Origin of the sequence: Nitrobacter sp. TKz-YC01 (genome assembly GCF_047824785.1) — a bacterium.
Classification (GTDB): Bacteria; Pseudomonadota; Alphaproteobacteria; order Rhizobiales; family Xanthobacteraceae; genus Nitrobacter.
Genome location: NZ_CP181167.1, coordinates 2,824,664 through 2,844,662 on the forward strand (window position 1 = coordinate 2,824,664; position 19,999 = coordinate 2,844,662).

General features: G+C 61.1%; 17 protein-coding genes, 4 pseudogenes and 1 other annotated feature. Of the genes and pseudogenes, 14 read left to right on the forward strand and 7 right to left on the reverse strand.

The window, feature by feature from the left end; genetic code table 11:
* Positions 1 to 170: 170 nt before the first annotated feature.
* Positions 171 to 455, reverse strand: coding sequence for a hypothetical protein (locus ACMYR2_RS13520; protein WP_416193097.1), 285 nt, complete (start codon positions 453 to 455; stop codon positions 171 to 173).
* Positions 456 to 679: 224 nt separating this feature from the next.
* Positions 680 to 2,029, reverse strand: a pseudogene (gene nhaA, locus ACMYR2_RS13525) (Na+/H+ antiporter NhaA).
* A gap of 219 nt (positions 2,030 to 2,248) precedes the next feature.
* Here nhaA and ACMYR2_RS13530 point away from each other — a divergent pair.
* The 5 genes and pseudogenes from ACMYR2_RS13530 (at position 2,249) to arsH (ending at position 5,352) form a co-directional block, all read left to right on the forward strand.
* A complete protein-coding gene (locus ACMYR2_RS13530) occupies positions 2,249 to 2,620 on the forward strand; it encodes an ArsR/SmtB family transcription factor (RefSeq protein WP_416193098.1) in 372 nt (123 codons plus the stop codon).
* Positions 2,613 to 3,140: pseudogene (locus ACMYR2_RS13535) on the forward strand (arsenate reductase ArsC). The gene ACMYR2_RS13530 and the pseudogene ACMYR2_RS13535 overlap by 8 nt, the downstream one beginning before the upstream one ends.
* A gap of 8 nt (positions 3,141 to 3,148) precedes the next feature.
* Entirely contained in the window at positions 3,149 to 3,574 is a 426-nt protein-coding gene (arsC, locus tag ACMYR2_RS13540; RefSeq protein WP_416193099.1) for an arsenate reductase (glutaredoxin), read from the forward strand.
* Positions 3,575 to 3,583: 9 nt separating this feature from the next.
* Positions 3,584 to 4,639: an ACR3 family arsenite efflux transporter gene (arsB, locus tag ACMYR2_RS13545; RefSeq protein ID WP_416193100.1), complete on the forward strand. Its 1,056-nt coding sequence runs from the start codon at positions 3,584 to 3,586 to the stop codon at positions 4,637 to 4,639.
* On the forward strand, positions 4,639 to 5,352 hold the full coding sequence (gene arsH / locus ACMYR2_RS13550) for an arsenical resistance protein ArsH (protein WP_416193101.1): 714 nt from the start codon (positions 4,639 to 4,641) through the stop codon (positions 5,350 to 5,352). The genes arsB and arsH overlap by 1 nt, the downstream gene beginning before the upstream one ends.
* A gap of 401 nt (positions 5,353 to 5,753) precedes the next feature.
* Here the strand turns inward: arsH and ACMYR2_RS13555 are convergent.
* Together ACMYR2_RS13555 and ACMYR2_RS13560 are read right to left on the reverse strand one after the other, a co-directional pair.
* Positions 5,754 to 6,985 (reverse strand): IS3 family transposase gene (locus ACMYR2_RS13555; RefSeq protein WP_416193102.1). Its coding sequence is split into 2 segments (ribosomal slippage): positions 5,754 to 6,694 and positions 6,694 to 6,985, totalling 1,233 coding nucleotides; the frame shifts between segments, so codons are not numbered across the junction.
* Positions 6,585 to 6,701, reverse strand: a sequence feature (AL1L pseudoknot). (Overlaps the previous gene by 117 nt.)
* A 499-nt stretch (positions 6,986 to 7,484) precedes the next feature.
* Complete coding sequence (locus ACMYR2_RS13560; RefSeq protein WP_416193103.1) at positions 7,485 to 8,894, reverse strand: peptidoglycan-binding protein; 1,410 nt, start codon at positions 8,892 to 8,894, stop codon at positions 7,485 to 7,487.
* Between the two features lie 1,005 nt (positions 8,895 to 9,899).
* Here ACMYR2_RS13560 and ACMYR2_RS13565 point away from each other — a divergent pair.
* Positions 9,900 to 10,247 (forward strand): hypothetical protein, encoded by a 348-nt coding sequence (locus ACMYR2_RS13565; RefSeq protein ID WP_416193104.1) that lies wholly within the window; start codon positions 9,900 to 9,902, stop codon positions 10,245 to 10,247.
* Positions 10,248 to 10,639: 392 nt separating this feature from the next.
* Here the strand turns inward: ACMYR2_RS13565 and ACMYR2_RS13570 are convergent, their stop codons facing one another.
* Positions 10,640 to 10,783: a hypothetical protein gene (locus tag ACMYR2_RS13570; protein WP_009796881.1), complete on the reverse strand. Its 144-nt coding sequence runs from the start codon at positions 10,781 to 10,783 to the stop codon at positions 10,640 to 10,642.
* A 359-nt stretch (positions 10,784 to 11,142) separates the two neighbouring features.
* Here ACMYR2_RS13570 and ACMYR2_RS13575 point away from each other — a divergent pair, with 359 nt between their 5' ends.
* The 8 genes and pseudogenes from ACMYR2_RS13575 to ACMYR2_RS13610 form a co-directional block, all read left to right on the forward strand.
* The gene (locus ACMYR2_RS13575) at positions 11,143 to 11,403 is read left to right on the forward strand and encodes a hypothetical protein (RefSeq protein WP_416193105.1); all 261 of its coding nucleotides are present in this window, start codon (positions 11,143 to 11,145) and stop codon (positions 11,401 to 11,403) included.
* A 285-nt stretch (positions 11,404 to 11,688) separates the two neighbouring features.
* Positions 11,689 to 11,838 (forward strand): hypothetical protein, encoded by a 150-nt coding sequence (locus tag ACMYR2_RS13580; protein WP_416193106.1) that lies wholly within the window; start codon positions 11,689 to 11,691, stop codon positions 11,836 to 11,838.
* Between the two features lie 240 nt (positions 11,839 to 12,078).
* Positions 12,079 to 12,252, forward strand: coding sequence for a hypothetical protein (locus tag ACMYR2_RS13585; protein ID WP_416193107.1), 174 nt, complete (start codon positions 12,079 to 12,081; stop codon positions 12,250 to 12,252).
* Between the two features lie 1,116 nt (positions 12,253 to 13,368).
* A complete protein-coding gene (locus ACMYR2_RS13590) occupies positions 13,369 to 13,608 on the forward strand; it encodes a DUF3489 domain-containing protein (RefSeq protein WP_416193108.1) in 240 nt (79 codons plus the stop codon).
* A 2-nt stretch (positions 13,609 to 13,610) separates the two neighbouring features.
* Complete coding sequence (locus tag ACMYR2_RS13595; protein ID WP_416193109.1) at positions 13,611 to 14,078, forward strand: DUF2924 domain-containing protein; 468 nt, start codon at positions 13,611 to 13,613, stop codon at positions 14,076 to 14,078.
* Positions 14,075 to 15,682, forward strand: coding sequence for a recombinase family protein (locus tag ACMYR2_RS13600; RefSeq protein WP_416193110.1), 1,608 nt, complete (start codon positions 14,075 to 14,077; stop codon positions 15,680 to 15,682). Before ACMYR2_RS13595 ends, ACMYR2_RS13600 begins: the two co-directional genes overlap by 4 nt.
* Before the next feature lie 48 nt (positions 15,683 to 15,730).
* Positions 15,731 to 17,272, forward strand: a complete 1,542-nt coding sequence (gene tnpC, locus ACMYR2_RS13605; protein WP_416193111.1) for an IS66 family transposase — start codon at positions 15,731 to 15,733, stop codon at positions 17,270 to 17,272.
* Between the two features lie 29 nt (positions 17,273 to 17,301).
* Positions 17,302 to 17,967: pseudogene (locus ACMYR2_RS13610) on the forward strand (transposase); the annotation flags it as partial.
* Between the two features lie 127 nt (positions 17,968 to 18,094).
* Here ACMYR2_RS13610 and ACMYR2_RS13615 read toward each other — a convergent pair.
* Together ACMYR2_RS13615 and ACMYR2_RS13620 are read right to left on the reverse strand one after the other, a co-directional pair.
* A pseudogene (locus ACMYR2_RS13615) lies at positions 18,095 to 18,958 on the reverse strand (IS5 family transposase).
* A 77-nt stretch (positions 18,959 to 19,035) separates the two neighbouring features.
* Complete coding sequence (locus ACMYR2_RS13620) at positions 19,036 to 19,893, reverse strand: DUF1259 domain-containing protein (RefSeq protein ID WP_416194098.1); 858 nt, start codon at positions 19,891 to 19,893, stop codon at positions 19,036 to 19,038.
* Positions 19,894 to 19,999 lie beyond the last annotated feature (106 nt).

Sequence of the window (19,999 nt, forward strand, 5' to 3'; positions counted from 1 at the left end):
TATCGGGTCACCGCCACGGATTAGCAGCTACGATATCGAATGTCGGTTTCGTTAAAATGACGCCCCGGACCCGCAAGGTCTTGCCCTGGCTGTAGACGTTGGCGGAAAGGGTCGAGCCGTCCGGCGCGAAGGAAAGCACCGGCCGACGCGGTCTGCCCGTGCCCGAGCGGTCAACACCGGCGAGCGAACGGGTCGAGGTTGTCCTTGGCGCTCTTGATTTCATAGCCGCGGATACAGCTGTTGATGACTGCCACGTCGATGCGGCTCCGGGCGTGGGCGAGGTCAAGTTCGTCGAACACGAGCGTATTGGGATGAGATTTGACCCTTCTCAATCTTTTGGCGTGTAGCGCAGAGCGAAATGTCTGCGTCTGTCGTTCCCCCATTTCGTCATGGCCAGCATCGCTATTCCCAGCTTTCTTTCCTGCCGGAAGTTCTGCGCCAGGATTAAGTGGCATTCCGACTCATCTGACGGTTCTCAAGCGTGTGACCAGCAACGTATGTGCAACGTCTCCGTAGGGACGAAAATCGACCAAAGGACGTAGAACTTTTTCATCGCCAAACACCGCCGTTTCCACAGTAGGTGCGCGCCCGCCCGCCGACAGATCAGATGCCGCGATGAACATACTGCGCCCCTACTGGCGAAGAACAGACGGTAGGAGGTCATCCGCCGCAACATGCCTTACCGGCGAAGACGCCGCACATGGACGAGGCCCCAGGCCAGGCCGATCAGCGCGGCCGTCAGTGAACCCAACAGCACGCCGAGCTTTGCCGCTTTTAACAGCGCTTCATTCTCGAAAGCGAGCATGGCGATAAAGATCGACATAGTGAAGCCGATCCCGGCGAGCAGGCCGATCAGGGTGATCCCGCCCTAGGTCACGCCGGGCGGCAGGCGGCACCAGCCCAGCCGCACCATGAGCCATGTGATGGTGATGATGCCGAGTGGCTTGCCCGCGACGAGGGCGAGGCCGACGCCGATCATGACCAGTTGCGAACCGCCAGCGCCGAGATCGACACCGTCAAGACTGACGCCGGCATTCGCGATCGCGAAGATCGGCATGATGCCGTAAGCGACCCAGGGGTGAAGCGCGGTCTGCACGCGCACGACAGGTGGCAGCATCTCCCGGTTCGCCAGACGGAGCTGCCGCAGCGGTTGCGCTAAATCATTCGAGTCCTTGGCGCACACGGCATCCCTGTCCCGCAGTTCGTCGGCGACGCGGGACACGACCTCGACGGGACGCTCACGCATCGGGGTCGAGGAAACGGGCGTCATGAGACCGAGAACGACGCCGGCAAGCGTAGGATGGGCACCGGTGACCAGCAATCCGATCCAGACAATCGCACCCGGCAACAGGTAAGCGTAGGCGGACCCCACGCCGATCCGCTGCAGCGCGATCACCATCAAGATGCCGGCCCCCGCGATCGCGAACCCGCTCGGGTCCAATCCGCTGGAATAGAAGAAGGCGATGATCAGCACCGCGATCACGTCATCGATGATCGCGAGGGCCAGCAGGAATACTCTCACATTGGATGGGATCGAGCGTCCAAGCAAAGCCAGCACGCCGACCGCGAAGGCGATGTCTGTTGCTGTCGGCACCGCCCAGCCGCGGACCCGCGCCGCATCGCCATTGAACGCCAGATAGATCAAGGCCGGCGCGATCACGCCGCCGATCGCCGCGGCAATCGGGAGGACGGCTTGATCGATCTTGCTCAGCGCGCCTTCATGGATCTCGCGCCGGATTTCCATCCCAACGACCAGGAAGAAGATCGTCATCAGTGCATCGTTGATCCAAAAATGGAGAGATCGCGAAAACGAAAATTCGCCGACGCCGATGGTGATCGGCGTATGCCAGAGGTCGTGATAGCTGTGGGCGAAAGATGAGTTCGCCCAGATTAAGGCCAGCATAGCCGCGATCAGCAGGGCGATGCCGCTGACGGCTTCGATGTGCAAAAAGCGTTCGACCGTCGCAAAGGCGCGCTCGGCCAGATATTGGGTACGAGACGGACTCCGGGTGCCAGCAGATTGGTTCATAGGCGCGCATACTCTGCGCGGCGGCCCGACCAAGCGCATACCCTGCCCACGGCCGTATGCGCGCGGAAACCCGCGCGAAAATTATCGATGGACATCCAGCAGCGCAACCTGCGTTCGGGAAAGATCCGATTTTCGAGAAGCGGTTACACGAGGGGTCGGAAACTGTGGGGGCTTTCCCGCTCTCTGGACTCTGGTCCATATGTCGTTTAGTCTCGACATATGGAATCAGATACCGCCATTCCCGCTTTCGCCGCGCTCGCGCAATCGACCCGCCTCGACGTGTTCCGCCTGCTGGTAGAGCATGAACCGAACGGATTGCCCGCAGGCGAGATCGCCCGCCGGTTAGATGTCCCGCACAACACCATGTCCACCCATCTGGCGACGCTGACGCGCGCTGGCCTGATAGACGCCGAGCGGCACAGCCGGTCGATCATCTATCGGGCAAGGCTCGAGGCCGTGCGCGCGCTCGCCAGTTTCCTCGTCAAGGATTGCTGCGGCGGCCGCCCCGAAATCTGCGCGCCGCTGATCGCCGATCTTTCCCCTTGCTGCCCACCGCAAGCCCTCGCCGCCAAGGAGGCCGCGCATGATTGACCGCATCTACAATGTTCTCTTCCTCTGTACCGGAAATTCGGCCCGCTCGATCCTCGCCGAAAGCATCCTGAACAAGGACGGTGGCGGCCGCTTCCGCGCCTTCTCCGCCAGGAGCCAGCCGAAAGGTGCGGTCAACCCGTTCGCCCTGAAGGTCCTGGAAAGCTTCGGTTTTCCGACCGAAGGCTTTCGTTCGAAGAGCTGGGAGGAATTCGCCCAGCCCGGCGCGCCCGTCATGGATTTCGTCTTCACCGTCTGCGACAACGCCGCCGGCGAATCCTGCCCAGTCTGGCCGGGCCAGCCGATGACGGCGCATTAGGGCGTCGAAGACCCCGCCTCGGTCGAAGGGCCGGACATCGAAAAGGAAAAGGCGTTTGTCACCGCCTTGCGTTATCTGCGAAACCGGATTTCTGTCTTCACGGCTCTGCCGATCGTGAGCCTCGACCGTATGACCCTCGGCTCCAAGCTTGTCGAGATCGGCCAGTTGCGGGGCGCGACCAAGCCGCGACCAAGCGCAGCGTGAGGCCGATCATGGACGTCATCATCTATCACAACCCCGATTGCGGCACGTCGCGCAATACCTTGGGCCTGATCCGCAATGCCGATGTCGAACCCCATGTCATCGAATATCTTAAGACGCCGCCGAGCCGGACGGTGCTTGAGCAACTCATCGCGCGCATGGGTATCCCCGTTCGCGCCCTGTTGCGCGAAAAGGGCACACCCTATGCCGAGCTTGGCCTTAGTGATCCGGCTCTGAGCGACGAGCGGCTTCTCGACGCCATGATGGCGCACCCCATCCTCATCAACCGTCCGATCGTGGTCACCCCGAAAGGAGTGAGGCTGTGCCGGCCGTCCGAGGAGGTGCTGGACCTGCTGCCGCCGCAGCGCGGCGCCTTCATCAAGGAAGACGGTGAGCAGGTGATCGATGAACACGGCCGCCGCGTGGCGACGGCGTGAGGAGCAAGCATGTCCACCTTTGAACGCTATCTCACCCTCTGGGTCGCCCTGTGCATCGTCGCCGGCATCGCGTTTGGCCATGTCATGCCGGGGGTCTTCCATGCCATCGGCGAGGCCGAGATCGCCAAGGTCAACCTCCCGGTCGCGGCGCTGATCTGGCTCATGATCGTGCCGATGCTGGTCAAGATCGACTTCACCGCCCTCGGCCAGGTCAAGGAGCATTGGCGCGGCATCGGCGTTACGCTGTTCGTCAACTGGGCGGTCAAGCCCTTCTCGATGGCGGCGCTCGGCTGGCTGTTCATCGGCTATCTGTTCCGGCCCTGGCTGCCGGCCGAGCAGATCGACTCCTATATCGCCGGCCTCATCATCCTCGCCGCAGCACCCTGCACCGCCATGGTCTTCGTCTGGTCCAACCTCACCAGGGGCGAGCCGCATTTCACGCTGAGCCAGGTCGCGCTTAACGACACCATCATGGTGTTCGCCTTCGCGCCCGTTGTCGGCTTGCTGTTGGGCTTGTCGGCCATCACCGTGCCGTGGGACACGCTGGTCCTGTCCGTCGCGCTCTATATCGTCGTGCCAGTGATCGCCGCGCAGGTGCTGCGCCGCCGGATACTCGCCACTGGCGGCGAGCCGGCGCTGAAGCGCTTCCTCGACCGCCTTCAGCCGCTGTCGCTGGTGGCGCTGCTCGCCACGCTCGTCCTGCTGTTCGGCTTTCAGGGTGAACAGATCCTCGCCCAGCCGCTGGTGATCGCGCTGCTCGCTGTGCCGATCCTGATCCAGGTCTATTTCAACTCGGGGCTCGCCTATCTCCTCAACCGCCTGACCGGCGAACAGCATTGCGTCGCGGGACCGTCGGCGCTGATCGGGGCATCGAACTTCTTCGAGCTGGCGGTCGCCGCCGCCATCAGCCTGTTCGGCTTTCAGTCCGGTGCTGCGCTCGCCACCGTGGTCGGCGTGCTGATCGAGGTGCCGGTGATGCTCTCCGTCGTCTGGATCGTGAACCGCTCGAAAGACTGGTATGAGCGCGGCGAGAAGCCCCGGGCCGTGGCCGAGGCGAAACGCTGATGTTGCGTGATCTTCCCAATATCGATGGCGCATGCCTTGCCGTGCCGACGATTGATCGGCTTCGGGCAGCGCCCTCGACCCATCCGCCGCGTATCCTCTTGCTCTACGGTTCGCTGCGCAAGCGCTCCTACAGCCGTTTCCTTACGCTGGAGGCCGAGCGCCTGCTGAAACATTTCGGCGCGGAAACGCGCGTCTTCGATCCGCATGGCTTGCCATTGCCGGACGGTGCAGATGTCAGCCATCCGAAAGTGAAAGAGTTGCGGGAGCTCTCGCTCTGGTCGGAAGGCCAGATCTGGACCAGCCCGGAGCGGCACGGCGCGATGAGCGCGGTGATAAAGGCGCAGATCGACTGGATTCCGCTATCGATCGGCGCGGTTCGGCCGACGCAGGGCCGCACGCTGGCCGTAATGCAGGTGTCAGGCGGCTCGCAGAGCTTCAATGCCGTCAACCAGATGCGGGTGCTCGGCCGCTGGATGCGCATGGTGACGATCCCGAACCAGTCCTCCGTCGCCAAAGCCTTTCAGGAGTTCGACGAGGCAGGCCGGATGAAACCGTCCGCCTTTTACGATCGAGTGGTCGACGTAATGGAGGAATTGGTGAAATTCACGCTGCTCACGCGCGATGTCTCTTCCTACCTGACCGACCGCTATTCCGAGCGCAAGGAGAGCGGTGAGGCCCTGATGCGCCGGGTAAACCTGTCAGCCGCGACCTAAATCTACCGAGCCGCTCCAAAGGCGCGGACGCGGCATCGCCAAGCTCCCGCCGATCGGTGACGTCCGCTTCGGCCCGGACTGATCGACACCAAGACGCGGTACGAGATGAAGTTTCTCGTACGGCTCAACTCCAAGGAGCGAGGCAAGCACTCGATCGTCGCCCGCCAACTCTTTGAGGCAAAGGAGGAGGTCGGCCCGACTGACCTGGCTTTTCGACCCGACACGGCGGGAGGCCCGAGATCTGCTCGAAGGCTGACGCTTGCGCGCGGGGGCGGCTCGTTTGGGCCAAACGATCTTCGCCGACGCCGGGTATCAGGGCCCAAGATGGCGAAGACGTTTGCGGCCACTGGAGCCTGGAGGGTTGAACCGCCCCGGGTTTGCCGGAGGCCGTTTGGTTTAAGTTATGCCGCCATGGCCGATTGTTCCAGCATGGCGTAGTAGCGTTGCTCGGCTTCGGCGGGCGGGATGTTTCCGATGGGCTCCAAGAGCCGTCGGTTGTTGAACCAATCGACCCATTCCAGCGTTGCGAACTCGACGGCCTCGAAGCTACGCCACGGTCCGCGTCGGTGGATCACCTCAGCTTTGTAGAGGCCGTTGATGGTTTCGGCGAGAGCATTATCGTAGGAATCGCCGACACTGCCGACAGACGGCTCGATGCCAGCTTCAGCCAGGCGCTCGGTGTACTTGATGGATACGTACTGACTTCCTCTGTCGCTGTGGTGTACGAGCCCGCCGCGATGGACCGGCCGTCGATCGTGCAGGGCTTGCTCCAGCGCATCGAGCACGAAGCCGGCGTGCGCCGAACGTGATGCCCGCCAGCCGACGATCCTGCGGGCATAGGCGTCGATGACGAAGGCGACATAGATGAAGCCGGTCCAGGTGGCAACATAGGTGAAGTCGGAGAGCCAAAGCGCATTCGGCCTCGACGCCTTGAACTGGCGGTTGACGTGATCCAGCGGGCATGGCGCCGCCTTGTCGCCGATCGTGGTCCTGACCGACTTGCCGCGGATAACACCGTGCAAGCCCATGGTCCGCATCAATCGTGACACCGTACAACGGGCGATATCGAAGCCTTCGCGCTTGAGTTGCCGCCAGATCTTGCGCACGCCATAGACGCGGAAGTTCTCATCGAAGACGCGCCGGACCTCGATCTTCAGGATGACATCCTGCCTGGCGCGCGCCGACAGCTTGGCGGGATCACGCCGTTTGGCGACATGGGCATGATAGGTCGAGGGGGCGATCGACAGAACCTTGCAGATCGGCTCGACCCCATGCGCCGCGCGATGATCGTCGATGAAGGCGATCATGGCTTGGACCGGCGGTCGAGCTCCGCCGTCGCAAAATAAGCGCTCGCTTTGCGCAGGATCTCATTGGCCTGCCGGAGTTCGCGGTTCTCCCGCTCAAGCGCCTTCAGCTTCTCGGCGACGTCCGTGGGAACGCCCGCTCGCTTGCCGCTGTCGACCTCCGCCTTCTTCACCCATTCCAGCAGGGTATGACAGGAACAGCCAATCTTGGGCGCTATCGCCTCAATCGCCGCCCAGCGGGACGGATACTCGCTGCCGTGATCCAAAATCATCCGAACCGCTCGGGCCCGAACCTCCGGTGAGAACTTGTTCGTCGTTTTGCTCGTCATGGCTCCATCCTCTCTCAGACTTGGAGCCTCCGGCAAACCCGGGGCGGTTCAATTACGAGCGGGGTCGCGCAAAGAGTGTGGACGGGAGTTGAGCTGGTGGGGCTGGTACGGTCGAGAAGGCGAGATGGCTGCGCGATTTGCTCCGGTTTCTGCCCTTGCGAAGCCAATTCGTCCTTTCGGGCAAAACCAGGGATCTTCAGAGCCATGAGGTAACGACACCAAATCGCTAGGCTACGGCGTGACACTGTCGGAGCAGGCCCGCGCCACGCTGCGCGGTCTGTGTCTGGCGGATCTTTCGAACGGCGGACGCGGCATACGCAATCCATGGCCCCACTCTCCTCTTCGGAAAGTCCAGGGAGTCAGCAATTTTCGGGCTCGTCGACAATCCATCCGCGCACAGGTCGTCCGCCCAAACAGGCAAGATAGACCGCACAAAAAAGAGCCCGCCGAAGCGGAACTCTTTATGACTATCAATTCGAGCCCCACAGCCCTGGCGGAACTATTTCTCGCTCGAACCGGAGCCTGATGAGGAGTTCGGAGACGTGCTCTGGTTCGCGCCCGGTTGATTGGGCGTCGTTCCGCTCGGCGAAGGTTGGTTAGCCTGACCCGTCGTGTTCGACTGATTGGGCGCGCTCTGGCCCGTTGTCGAAGACGGCCGATTTTGCGTTTGCCCAGCATTCTGGTTCGACGTCTGATCGGTCTGTTGGTTCGAGGGCTGGCCCATCTGACCGCTTTGTCCCTGACCCGCCGTGGTCTGGGTACCGGTTGAGGTTTGAGAGCCGGTCGATGAAGACTGCGACTGGATGCTCTGGTTTGCCTGCTGGCTCAGCTGACTGGAAACGCCAAGCGACGACACCGTGCGCATGTCGATCATGCCTGTCACGGCAATACCTTGTTGACGTTGGTACACTGTGATGGCTTCGCGGGTTGCCGGACCCCAGACGCCGTCGGCATCTCCGTGCAGAAGACCACGATCGATCAACACGCGCTGGATCACACGGATGTCGTCGGGCGGCAGGTCAACTGCGGCGATGGGCCCGCCACTTTGACCGCTGCTACCACCGCCGGCGAAGCGCGCGCGCGGGCCGACGGGAACCACATCGACGATACGGCGATCGCGATCGACAATCACGACGTCGTCCTCCATAACGAAGAAGCTATTGTCGCGGTAGGCCGGAAACACGTCAATCAGCGCCGGATAGGTGGATACCGAGGCGACGGTTACGCTGGACGGGACCACAATGCCGGAGCGAACCTGAAAATTGATCGAGTTCGCGTTGAGGCGCGGGGCGTTGCTTGCGCGCAGCACCGACTGCTGAAGCGTCGTCTGCTGTTGTGCCGTCACGTTCTTGCCGCTCTGGGTCTGAATTCCAGCAGCGGTCTGGCTCTGGCCCCCCTGGGTATTGGTCTGGCCCTGCGCCGCGTTTTGATCGACGCCAGAATTCAAATTCCGGTCCTGGGCGCTCTGCCCCTGCATGCCGGACGAGCCGCTTTGATGGCCGTTGGACTTATTGTCAGCCTTGGCGTCGGCCTTGCCCGTATCATGCGTGCGATCTTCCGACTGCTTTGCATTGTCGCGCTCGGGCCTGCTCTGACCGACCGTCTGATCCTTGTCGCGCTGCTGCGCCCGGTCCTTGCTCGTGTCACGCTGTTTACTGCGCGACTCCTCCGAACGGCGCGTATCGTCGCGATCGGAGTCACGCTCTGACCGCCTCTGCTGCGCGCGGCTGGATTCGCTACCGCGTGCGGAGTACCCTTCGGCCCGACCGCTCTCGCGCGATTCGGACCCATGTCTTTCTGACATTCCGTCGCTACGGGAAGTACCCTCCCCGCCGCCCGTTCCGCTTCTGGAATGACTACCCGCCAATGTTCCCCTTTCACTCGCCGCGCCGCCAACATCGCCGCTCATGCTTTGCGCGGACGCAAAGCTCACACTGGCAAGCAATGCAGCCGTCGTGACGAGAAACCTGTTCTTCATTCTACTCCTCATTTAAGTTCCTCCTCAGCTGCTGGTTACTTTCGAGTTGAAGGGGGCAAATCGCGCCTCTTGGGCTAGAGACGAGCCCGTCTTGAGTAACGGGGTGATGATGCCATCGTTCCTTATTGATGCGATCGTTGCCAGAGCGCCGGCGTGGGGTGGCGATATTACGAGCGCTGTGGATCGATGAACATCGACAAGCTCGGGCCGGAAATGAGGCGATCACAACGGGGGTGAAGCCGCAGCTTGTAGCAGAGGTCAAATCACAGAATGGACCAGCCCTGGCGAAATGCGCATCCTGTGTATCTTGGTCTGCGCACCGATAAGCAGGCAAAGGACGTTGTCTCGACTTACCACGCTTACAAAGTTCGTCGGCTGTTGAAATGCCAGCAATCCGAGCCTATGACGGTCGACCGACTGTGCCGTTAGAAATTCGCCGGCCGATCCTCGAGATGAGCGTCGCCAACCGCAGTGGGGAGCGCCGCGGATCCATGGCGAGTTGCTCAAGCTGGGCACGTCGGTCGGACGATCGCCGGTGTATCATACATCTTGGGAAACGGTCGGCAGACACCTTCCAATATCAGTCGATCAATCGGGATGAAGGCAGGTCTCTCCTGGGACGAGTTCGCCGCAGCACATTGATTTGTTGACTGAAGACCAGAACTTCTGCCTCAAGCCCAACTCGCGACCGCAGCAGGTCGATCACCATTCCAAAGATCAGTCTGACCAAATCCAACATCGAACAGCAGCATCGCCCACTTCTCGATCAAGCGGCAGCCGGCTGGCGATTGCGACAGGGACAGGTAACGACGCAGCCTCACGACAGGCGGGAGCCGAAGCTGCCGGAGGGAATATGAACGGCTGTTCATACACATAGCGGCAAGGAACATAGAGCGTCCTCGTTAATTAGTACTCGGCACATTACGGAGTATTCAGATGAAAAAGTTGTCTTTCGCGATGGCGGTGGGCGCGGTCGCGTTACTCAGTGTTTCCAGTGCAAACGCAGACCATCGCCACTATGGACATCGGCATTATCACCACTATGGACATGGGCATCATCATCACTATGGCTATCAGCGTTACCCGTATTACAGAAGTTCGGGATACGCTCCGAGGTACTACGGCGGTCCGTATTACGGCGGCGGCTATGGCTATGGACGGGGCATCTACGGCGGCGGCTACGGCTACGGGCCAGGCATCTCAGTTGGCTTCGGCAATTCGTATTACGGTGGCAGCTATGGCTACGGGCCGGGAGTCTCTGTTGGCTTCGGCAGTAGTTGGTAAATGAGAAAGCCCGCAGCGAATGCGGGCTTATTTACAACCTGAATCCGAGCCAAACCGACTAGCCATGCGGCAATGAGCGGAGATTGGCCGTCACAGGCCCGCGTGCGCAACGCTGGTGCGTGTTGGAGCAACGCGACGGCATCCGGCAACGCCCCGATCTAGACGCAACGAGGGCACGTCCTCAATTCAAGGAAAAAAGGCACCGCCCCGCCCCAGGCCGGACGCGGGACGAGGACAGCCGCGAGGCCGGTTAAGAAGGCACCCGTTGTCCAGTGGCAGTGAGTTCGTATTGCAGGACAAAGAGCGATATCCTGCCGTAAGCTGAACTGTTAAGTGCCGAAGGAAGCCGTCAGCGCCCGCAAGGGGTTGGCGGCTTTCGTTTTTGCGTGGGCCTAGGACTGCGTCTGCGGTGCGGTAGCCGGCGCATTGGCGGCCGGCTTATAATGCGTGCCGCGTCCATAGTACAAGGTGGAAAGGATAACCAGCAGCACGATGACCGCGCCTCCGATAATCCAGCCTTTCCGGATGCTACTCATGGTTCTCCTCTCGAGTGAAAGGCATTCGGACTACCATGCTGCGCTCCGTTTAGGAACAGCAACTTCTCCGCACGCGGGCTCAGTAAGAGCAGGAATGTTCGCCGCCCCTCCATCTTTGAATGCGGGCAAACGGTAAGACGAGTTCGACCCCCTGACACGCGGCAAATCCGCAACGACTTCAGTCTGGCGACTTATCAGGGGCGGCTGCGGTTCGACTCCGCACAGACACTCATTGAGACTGCTCCCGTAGATTCCCCGCCGGTTCGCTCCGGCGGGGCTTTTCATGCGCTTTTGTGAACCGGAACGAACGCATGGCCGCCGCGTTCGCCCCTTGACCTGTTCAACACCGGAGAGCAATCATGAAAAAGCTGGCCTTATGCGCGCTAGCATGCGCAGCTTCGGCATCCTTCGCGCAGGCTGCGGCGGCGGCCCAGTACTACGTCGTGCTCGACACGGTCACTAACAAGTGCGCGATTGTCGATCATAGGCCCAAGAGCGCGGCCCGCACCGTTGATGACGAAATATATTTCAAGACGCGGTCGGAAGCGGAGACGGGGATGCAGGCCATGAAGGCGTGCAGGACGGCGCAGGCAGATTCCAGCGATAACCTGCTGCGATAAGCGGGCTTAACCACAGCCGAAAGCTTGACTTTGCAAAAAGGTGCTACACTTACGGCATGACAGCCGCCACCGAAGAGCGCGCCGGAGACACGATTGCTACCGAGGAAGAGAACCAAAGCCGAGGCCGAGCGTCTCGACAAGCTGCTTCGCCCTCGAAGCCGAGCATAATCTCTGCTACGATGGCGCCCAAGCGCGCGAAGTGGCTCAGGCGCCTCAGGCTCTACAACAACTAGACGCGCGACGAGAGCAAGGTGAGCGACCCACTGCTCTTCACCGCGTCCGACCGTGTTCGCCTCGCTCTACGACGACCGCCTCTCCGCCGTCCTCGATTGCAACGACGAGGGCGACCAGGACACGGCCGAGAACCTCACCGACCTCGCCGAGCACGACTACCGCGTCATGCAGAAGGACGAGGCGGACTACGAGTGGAAATAGGACGCCTGCTTCTTCGGCCGCGGCCTCCTGCTCCTCAACGAGTTCGATAGGACCGCCGGCGTGATGGCCCCCGTCACCGACGGTCAAGAAGATAATGATGCACAAGCGCGAGAACCCGCAGGCGTTCCCGCAGCCGGCCGCGGCGCAGCCCGGCATGGACCTCAATCCCGTCTCGTCGCCGACGCCGGAGCCGCAGAAGTCCACAGCGCCGATGGCCAGTCGCTTGCATAGATTTTATGAATGCTTTGCTACGCGCTCGAAAGCAATGACGCGACAGGCAGCACCGACCCCGCTCCCTTCTTCGCGAGGGAATACGCGATCGACAAGGCGGCCGCATCCCTGCTCGTTTCAAACGGCCTTCGGCTCGCCAAGTACCACCTGACCGGCCTCTGGGCCGTGCTAGGCTTTCCGTAGAGGCGCTCCGCGCTTCGATTACCCATCATCGAGTTTTCATCATGACAATTATGATCGGCGCGGCGGCATTGCTGCTTGTGAAGTGGATCAAGCGATCAAGCAGAGGTCGGCAAGCCAGGTCGAGACGCTCCTCATCCTTCTCGCCGTTAGCCTAGGCGCTGATGGGCTGTGCTGCGCGCTGGTCACCGCCGCTACTGGGAGACGGTCGCCCGCGTGCTCGTCATCGCCGGCGCCTTCTGCACGTTCGTAATCCAGCGTTTCGAGAGCAAGTCTAGAACGGCTCCCCACACGCCCTAAAATGCGTTCTAAGGCCCGAAACTTCCTACCCGCGGGGGGGGCTGCGTTTGAGGCTTAAAGGCCCGCTCAGGCGGGAGAGATGCGAGAGATGATTTTCGCTTCGATGAAACCTTTTCGCGCCCAGCGGCTACTTACCGCTGAGCGCGGATCAATTCATGGCACATCTCTGCGCACCGCCGCAGGGTTTGCAGGGCGGCACCTCGGGTGAGCATCTTCAAGGCATATTCGGTCGCACGGATGAGGCTCACCCTTATTGGGTCGCCCTCGAGAATGGAAGTGCACGGGCCCCAACTACAAGATGCTGCGGGACTTCTGCCGCGAGCGCGGCCTGTTGCTGTCCGCTCGCAGCATTCCGTGGCGCGCGCGCGTAAGCGGTACCAAGTCTTCATGTTCGCCGAAGAGGAGCACGCCGAGGCATTCCGAAAGGAGTTCGGCGGCGAGCGGATGCACCCTTCGGAGGGGCGAGGGCGCGCGCTGGATTGCTATCGTTGATGTGCCGACATTCGCATCGTTCAAATTCTGCAGAAATGACTGGCATTCGGGGGCAAAGCGAGCATTGCTGTGGAGTGAGATGACCTTTGGATCGGCCCCGCAGCGCAACATCGCTGACGGGGCCTCGGGTGGTGCGACGCTGATGTCGCATCATTTTTGGAAGGTCCCATGCAGAAGTCATCCCGCAATCGGAAGCCACGATCGAACCGCCGCGGACGCGGTAAGGCGCTCACCACAACGAAGGTAGCAATAACAGCACCTCGTCCTGTGAGAGAGCCGACGAAACGACGTCCAACGATTCCTTCAAGCCCGGCTCTAGCGGGCGGCGTGGTCAGCGTAGCTGCAAAAGCGGGCAAACGGACGAACAAGCAAGCCAAACTGCTCGATCTTCTGAGGCACCCGGCTGGTGCGACCATTGCCGCGCTCTCAAACGCCTCCGGTTGGCAACAGCATTCGGTGCGCGGATTTTTGGCCGGCGTGGTTCGCAAGAAGCTCGGGCTTGAGTTGGTCTCAGCCGTTGAAGCAAATCAGCGCATCTACCGCATCATTGCATCGAAGCAGGCCTGACGATGGCTAAAGCCTCGAAGAGCGGGCTTGCGCGTCATCGCGATCTCAGTGGTCGGCGACCACAGTCTCGGGGGCGTCGGTCAAGCTGGTCCGCGCTGGCGCATCTTCCGAAGCATCTGCAGATAGCCATTGTAAGCTATCAGCGGCAGGTGGACGTGTGCGGCGACCTCAATCCGGCGATACGCCAGTTCCTTGATCGGATCGTCGAGAAAGAGACGCCCGAATCCGTCATGGCCAAGCTCATGGCCTTCGACCGCGGACAGGTCGAGCTGAAAGCCGGCACCATCCTATCCCGGGAATGGAACGGCATCACTCAGCGGGCGATCGTGGTTGACGATGGCTTCCTGTGGGAGGGGACACGGTACGACAGCCTTTCGGCGATCGCCTTCGCCATCACCGGTACCCGCTGGAGCGGGCCCCGCTTCTTTGGTCTGCGAGACGGCACGGTCGCTGGCGAGGATGGGCCGTGAGGGCGGGAAAAGCGTTGGCCCGAGAGATCGTCCGGTGCGGGATCTATACCCGAGTCTCGACCGACAACGGCCTCGACCAGGAGTTCAACTCGCTGGATGCTCAGTATGAAGCTTCCAGTGCCTATATCAAAAGCCAGGCCCATGCCGGTTGGGTGCAGGTCAAGACCCGCTATGACGATGGCGGTTTCTCGGGCGGATCAACCGATCGGCCGGCGCTGCAGCGCCTGCTCGAGGATATCCGGGCCCGCAAGATCGATGTCATTGTGGTCTACAAGGTCGATCGTCTGACCCGCTCGCTCGCCGACTTCGCCAAGCTGGTCGAGCTGTTCGATGCCCATCGGGTGTCATTTGTCTCGGTCACCCAGCAGTTCAATACCACAACGTCCATGGGACGCCTGACCCTCAACGTTCTCTTGTCCTTTGCCCAGTTCGAGCGGGAAGTTACCTCGGAACGTATCCGGGACAAGGTTGCGGCCTCCAAGAAGAAGGGCATCTGGGTCGGAGGTCCCCTCCCCCTCGGCTACGTCATGGAAAACGGTAAGGTGACCGTCGTCCCCGAAGAAGCCGAACGGGTCCGTCATATCTTTGGGCGCTATCTCGAACTTGGCAGTGTCCGTGCCTTGATGCGAGACCTCAAGGACCGCAAGGTCGTCAGCAGGCGGCGCGTTCTCAAGACCGGAACAATTCGGGGCGGAGTTGCATTCGGCTGTGGCGCCTTATTCCATCTACTGCGCAATCGCTTCTACATTGGCGAGGTCAACTATAAGGGCCAGATCTATCCGGGCGAACAGCCCCCAATCCTTGATCGTGACCTGTTCGAGCGCGTCCAGACGATGCTCACAGACCAGCGCAGTCATCAGACCAGAGCCCGGTCCTCCTTCAGCCATCTCCTGACCGGTCTGATGTTTGACGACGCCGGCCATCGCATGGCGCCGACCCAGGCCCAGAAGAAGGGCCGGCATTATAGCTATTATGTCTCGCGACCGCTTCTGTTCGGGAATGCAGCTACAGCCGCAGTTGGTTCGGTCTCTCGAGTGCCTGCCCCTGACATCGATGACCAGGTCCGCAAGGTTGTTCTGGAGCCGAAGCATCGGCAGCTTAAAGCTACCGGTCTCATCGACAACGCATTTGCGCGCTCGCTGATTGAGCGGATCGAGGTTCAGCAAAACCGCCTCGCCGTTCAGTTGAAGCAAGGGTCCGACAATCACGCCGAAGAAGACCACTCCACCATCGTCATTCCCTGGATCAAACCACCCTCCAAACGCGCACGGTCAATCCTGCGCCCGACCTCCGCAAAACTTCCGATCCGCCCGATGAAGCTGGAGCGACGGGCTACGCTGGTCGCAGCAATTGCCCGCGGCCGGCGCTGGCTTGATGAACTCATCGCCGATTCAGCGACAGATGCCCAAGCAATCGCAAAACGCGAGCGATGCAGCCTGCGCCACGTCAACATGACGCTGTCGTTGGCCTTCCTCTCTCCCGCACTCACCAAGGCTGACCTCGGCACAGCTATTGCTGCTGATCGAAGGTGTCGATTGGCGCGCGCCGGAGCAACGCTGGCGTCCGGCAATTGCCGGATGATCTGCGACCGATTGACTCGATGATGCAAGAAATGCGGCGAGAACGGTGCGAGTCAGTTAGATTCTTCTCGTATGAACGTCGATCTCGCCGCACTGCCCGACGACGTGGAGACGCTGCAAAAGCTGGTGCGTTCGCTTGTAGCCGAGCGCGTCAGCCTCAGCGAGGCGAAGGCCGAGATCGAACGGCTCAATCTCATCATCAAGAGGCTGCAGCGCAACCAGTACGGCCGCCGGGCTGAGCGGCTCGATGACGAGCAGTTGCAACTCGGCTTCGAAGACCTCAACGCCGATCTTGCGCACGTCGAAACTAGCCTTCCGCCTCCGCCAGCCGAGAGCCGTCCCCCGAGGCCCCAAAGCGAGCGCCCGAGCCTGCCGGTGCACTTGCCCCGCGAGGATGTCAGGCTCGATGTTGAGCATCAAACCTGCCCGTGTTGCGGCGGCATACTGCACCTGATCGGCGAAACGACGAGCGAGATGCTCGACCATGTACCGGCGCGGCTGCGGGTCATCCGAATCTGCCGGCCGCGCTATGGCTGTCGGGCCTGCGGGACTATCCATCAAGCGCCAGCACCAGAGCGGCCGATCGCCAAAGGGCTGGCCTCCCCGGCTCTGCTCTCCCATGTTCTGGTCTCCAAATACTGCGATCACCTCCCGCTTTACAGGCAGAGCCAGATCTTCGCCCGGCAGGGCGTCACGTTGGACCGCTCGACCTTGGCGAACTGGATCGGCGGCGCCTGCTGGTGGCTGGAGCCCCTTCAATCCAAGCTCGCTGAACACATCTTTGCATCGCAGAAACTGTTCGCCGACGACACGCCTATCCCGGTACTCGATCCCGGCCGCGGCCGCACCAAAACTGGCCGGTTGTGGGTGTACGCCCGCGATGACCGGCCTTGGAACGGACCGGATCCGCCAGCCGCGGTCTATCTCTACAGTCCGGATCGCAAGGCTGAGCGTCCCGCTGCTCATCTGGCCAACTTCAGCGGCATCGTTCAGGTCGACGGTTATCCCGGGTTCGATCGGCTTCGCGACGGCGGCACCATCCAGCTCGCAGCTTGTTGGGCTCACGCCAGGCGGAAGTTCTACGAGGTGCAGCAGGCGACCGCCTCGCCTGTCGCGACCGAAGCGCTGCGACGCGTCGCCGAGCTTTACGTGATCGAGGCCGCCATCCGCGGCCAGACCGCGGAAGCACGGCAAAGCATGCGTCGATCAAAGTCGTTGCCTCTGGTCACGGCGATGAAAGCATGGCTCGAAATGCAACTCGCCCAAATCCCGCCGCGCGGCGGGCTCGCCGATGCCACTCGCTATGCCCTAAGCCGCTGGGATGCTCTTTGCTGCTTCCTCAATGACGGCCGCATCGAGCTCGACACCAACACCGTCGAACGCGCCATTCGTCCGGTCACGCTCGGACGAAAGAACCACCTGTTCGCCGGATCAGATGGCGGGGCTCAGCGCTGGGCCACAGTCTGCTCCCTCATCACCACGGCAAAGCTAAATGACGTCGAGCCCTTCACCTATCTCAAGGACATCCTTGAACGCATGTCGGCAGGTCATCCCATGAGCCGGCTCGATCAGCTCTTGCCATGGAACTGGCGCCCGGCAACTATCCTCAACTAAGATGACGTGTCAGGAATAGACGCTTACGGCTCAAGCGTGAGCTGCCGTTTTATCGGCTTTGGGTTGCGGGCGACAGCGTCTATGGCGTCGGCGACATCGAGCGGGATTTGCGCCGGGCTGGCAAAGGCTATGTGCTCGGCGTCGCCGCCAATCACTGGTTCGGATCCTGGAGCCGGAAGCGGTCGATCGGCGGCTCGGCGGAAGAAATCGCCAGAACCTTGAAGTCGGTCGACTGGCGACGCTTGTCGGCGGGTAGCGGAACCAAGGGGCCGCGCTGGCATGATTGGGCCTATCTCGAACTCGCCGATCTCGACGCTGGTGAGTTTAATGCGGAGCGCAGCGGCCCGTGGACGCGCGGCTTGCTGATCCGACGCCACATCGCCGACGGCGAACTCGCCTACTTCACCACCTGGTGTCCGGCCGGAACTTCCATCAAGCAGTTGGTCGCCGTTGAAGGACATCGCTGGGCGATCGAAGACAGCTTTGAGACCGCAAAGAACGAGTTCGGCCTCGATCACAATGAAACGCGGTCCTGGCACGGCTGGCATCGCCATGTGTCTCTGGTCATGTTGACCTTCGCCATGATGGCCGCCATTCGCCGAAAAGCTAACGCACCACCCCAAAAAAACACTTCGCGCGCAACCCGAACCCGCAAGGCCTCATCCGTTGGTCGGTCCAGGAAATCCGCAGAATAGCGCAGCGGCGCGCGCGACAACGGATCCGACCCAGCTATGTCATCGCGTGGTCGATGTAGCGACGTGCTCACCAAGCCATCGCTCAAAAAGCACATATCAAGCAAAAATTACGACTGTAATGCTAGATTCAGGAGCATTGGGTTGAGCGTATGAGGCGCCTGAGCATAATGCGGATCATGGCGAGGCGAACGAAGGCTGCGGCGGTCCTGGTGTAGCGCTCGAAATCGCGCATCAGGCGCCGATTGCGGCTGATCCGGGCGAAAGTCCGTTCGACGATCCAGCGCTTGGGCAGAACGACGAAGCGATGGAGATCGGAACGTTAGACGATCTCCATCTTCCAGCATCCCGTCGCGGCGGCAGTCTTCGCCATTTTTGGTCCCTGGTAGCCGCCATCGGCGAAAACCCGCTCGACGAAGGGAAAACGCCGCCGCGCGCGACGTAGCAAATCATGCGCGCCATCGCGGTCCTGAACATCTGCGGCATGGACGCTCACGCCGAGCAAGAGGCCGAGTGTGTCAACGAGGATGTGGCGCTTGCGGCCCGTGATCTCAGCGCAACGTCTTCGTTGTCGCTTCTTGCCCGCATCAAAGCCCTGCCAGTCGAGTGCAGACCCTTTTTGCGCTGCCTTGCTGGTTTGGGAGTCGATGATTGCAACCGTGGGACTCGCCTCGCGTCCGGTTGCTTCGCTTGTCGCTATATAGAGTGCGTCGTGAATATGCTCCAACGTGCCGTCCCAGTCCCATAACATGAAATAGAAATGCGCCGTGCTCTTGGGCGGCAGATCTTTCGGCATCGCCTTCCATTGGCAGCCGGTCGACAGCACATAGAAGATCGCGTTCAATACCTCGCGTACATCGACCGAACGGCGGCGTCCGCCTCGTCGCGCCGGCGGGATCATCGGAGCAACAAGCATCCACTCCGCATCACTCAAATCACTCGGATACCGAAGGTTGCGCCGCTCGGCCGTCAAACGGTGTTCAGGCTTCCACATCTCCTTGTCTCGAATCGCTCTCCGAGAAGGGGAACCACAACCGACTCATCTGACTCAAGTTCTTCCTGGATCGGCTCTTAGTTTTTTGTGCTTGCAGTCTTGTCGAGTGCTGCGCGCAGGCCTTTGGCCAGCTTGATTGCATCGTCATTGGCCCAAAAGTGCATGAAGAAAAGCCTCGGCTGCTCATCAAGCATATGGCTGTGAAGCGCCGTGACTTCGATGCCGTGCGTTCGCAGCGCAATTACCACCGGATTGACCTCATCTCCCGTCAGGACGAAGTCGCCGGTAACGGCAGCCTTACCACCGCCAGTCGGTTGAAAGTTGATTCCGATCGCCACACCCATCGGCCCGGCCGGCGTCAACGTCATGCCACCTTCGCTGACAAGATCACGTCGCGGCACATTGAACTGATAGACGCCACCATTGGTCTTACCCTTCGTGCCGATAATTTGGTCTAGCTGCGCGGTATCGAGGTCGACAGCCGAAGGTGGATTTGACGACGGAATAACCTGAAGCGGGGTTTTACTTTCGGCAAGCGCGTTATGGAGCACGGCGGCGAGTTTGGCGGGGTCTCCATGCCCGGCCACATGCATGTAGAACGTCGCGGGGCTGGCCCGGAGCAAATGATTATGGATGGCCGTGATCTCGAGCCCGCCAGCGATCATTTTCGACATGACTGGATTGATTTCACTTTCCAGCAATACCAGGTCTCCCATCGCCATAGCGCCCTCGTGAGCTGGCTTGAAGGCGACCCAACCGCCGAGCGCCAAGGCTGGCTTGATGGTCACGCCGTCAAGGGTCACCGTCAAATCGGTTCGAGGGAAGCCATAGCGATGCACGTCTTCGGCGACCGCTGGCTTCCGACCCAGTATTCCATCGACCGCTCGCCAGTCTACGACTTGATCTTGCGCATGAGCGCTTCCATTCACCACCATTAACAAGGCGCTGAGGCCAAACAGCGTTGAGAGTACGTTTCGCATAAAAACTCCTTGTTATGTCTCAAGATCTTGCCGGAGACAGTTCGTCAGAGTCGGTTTCGAA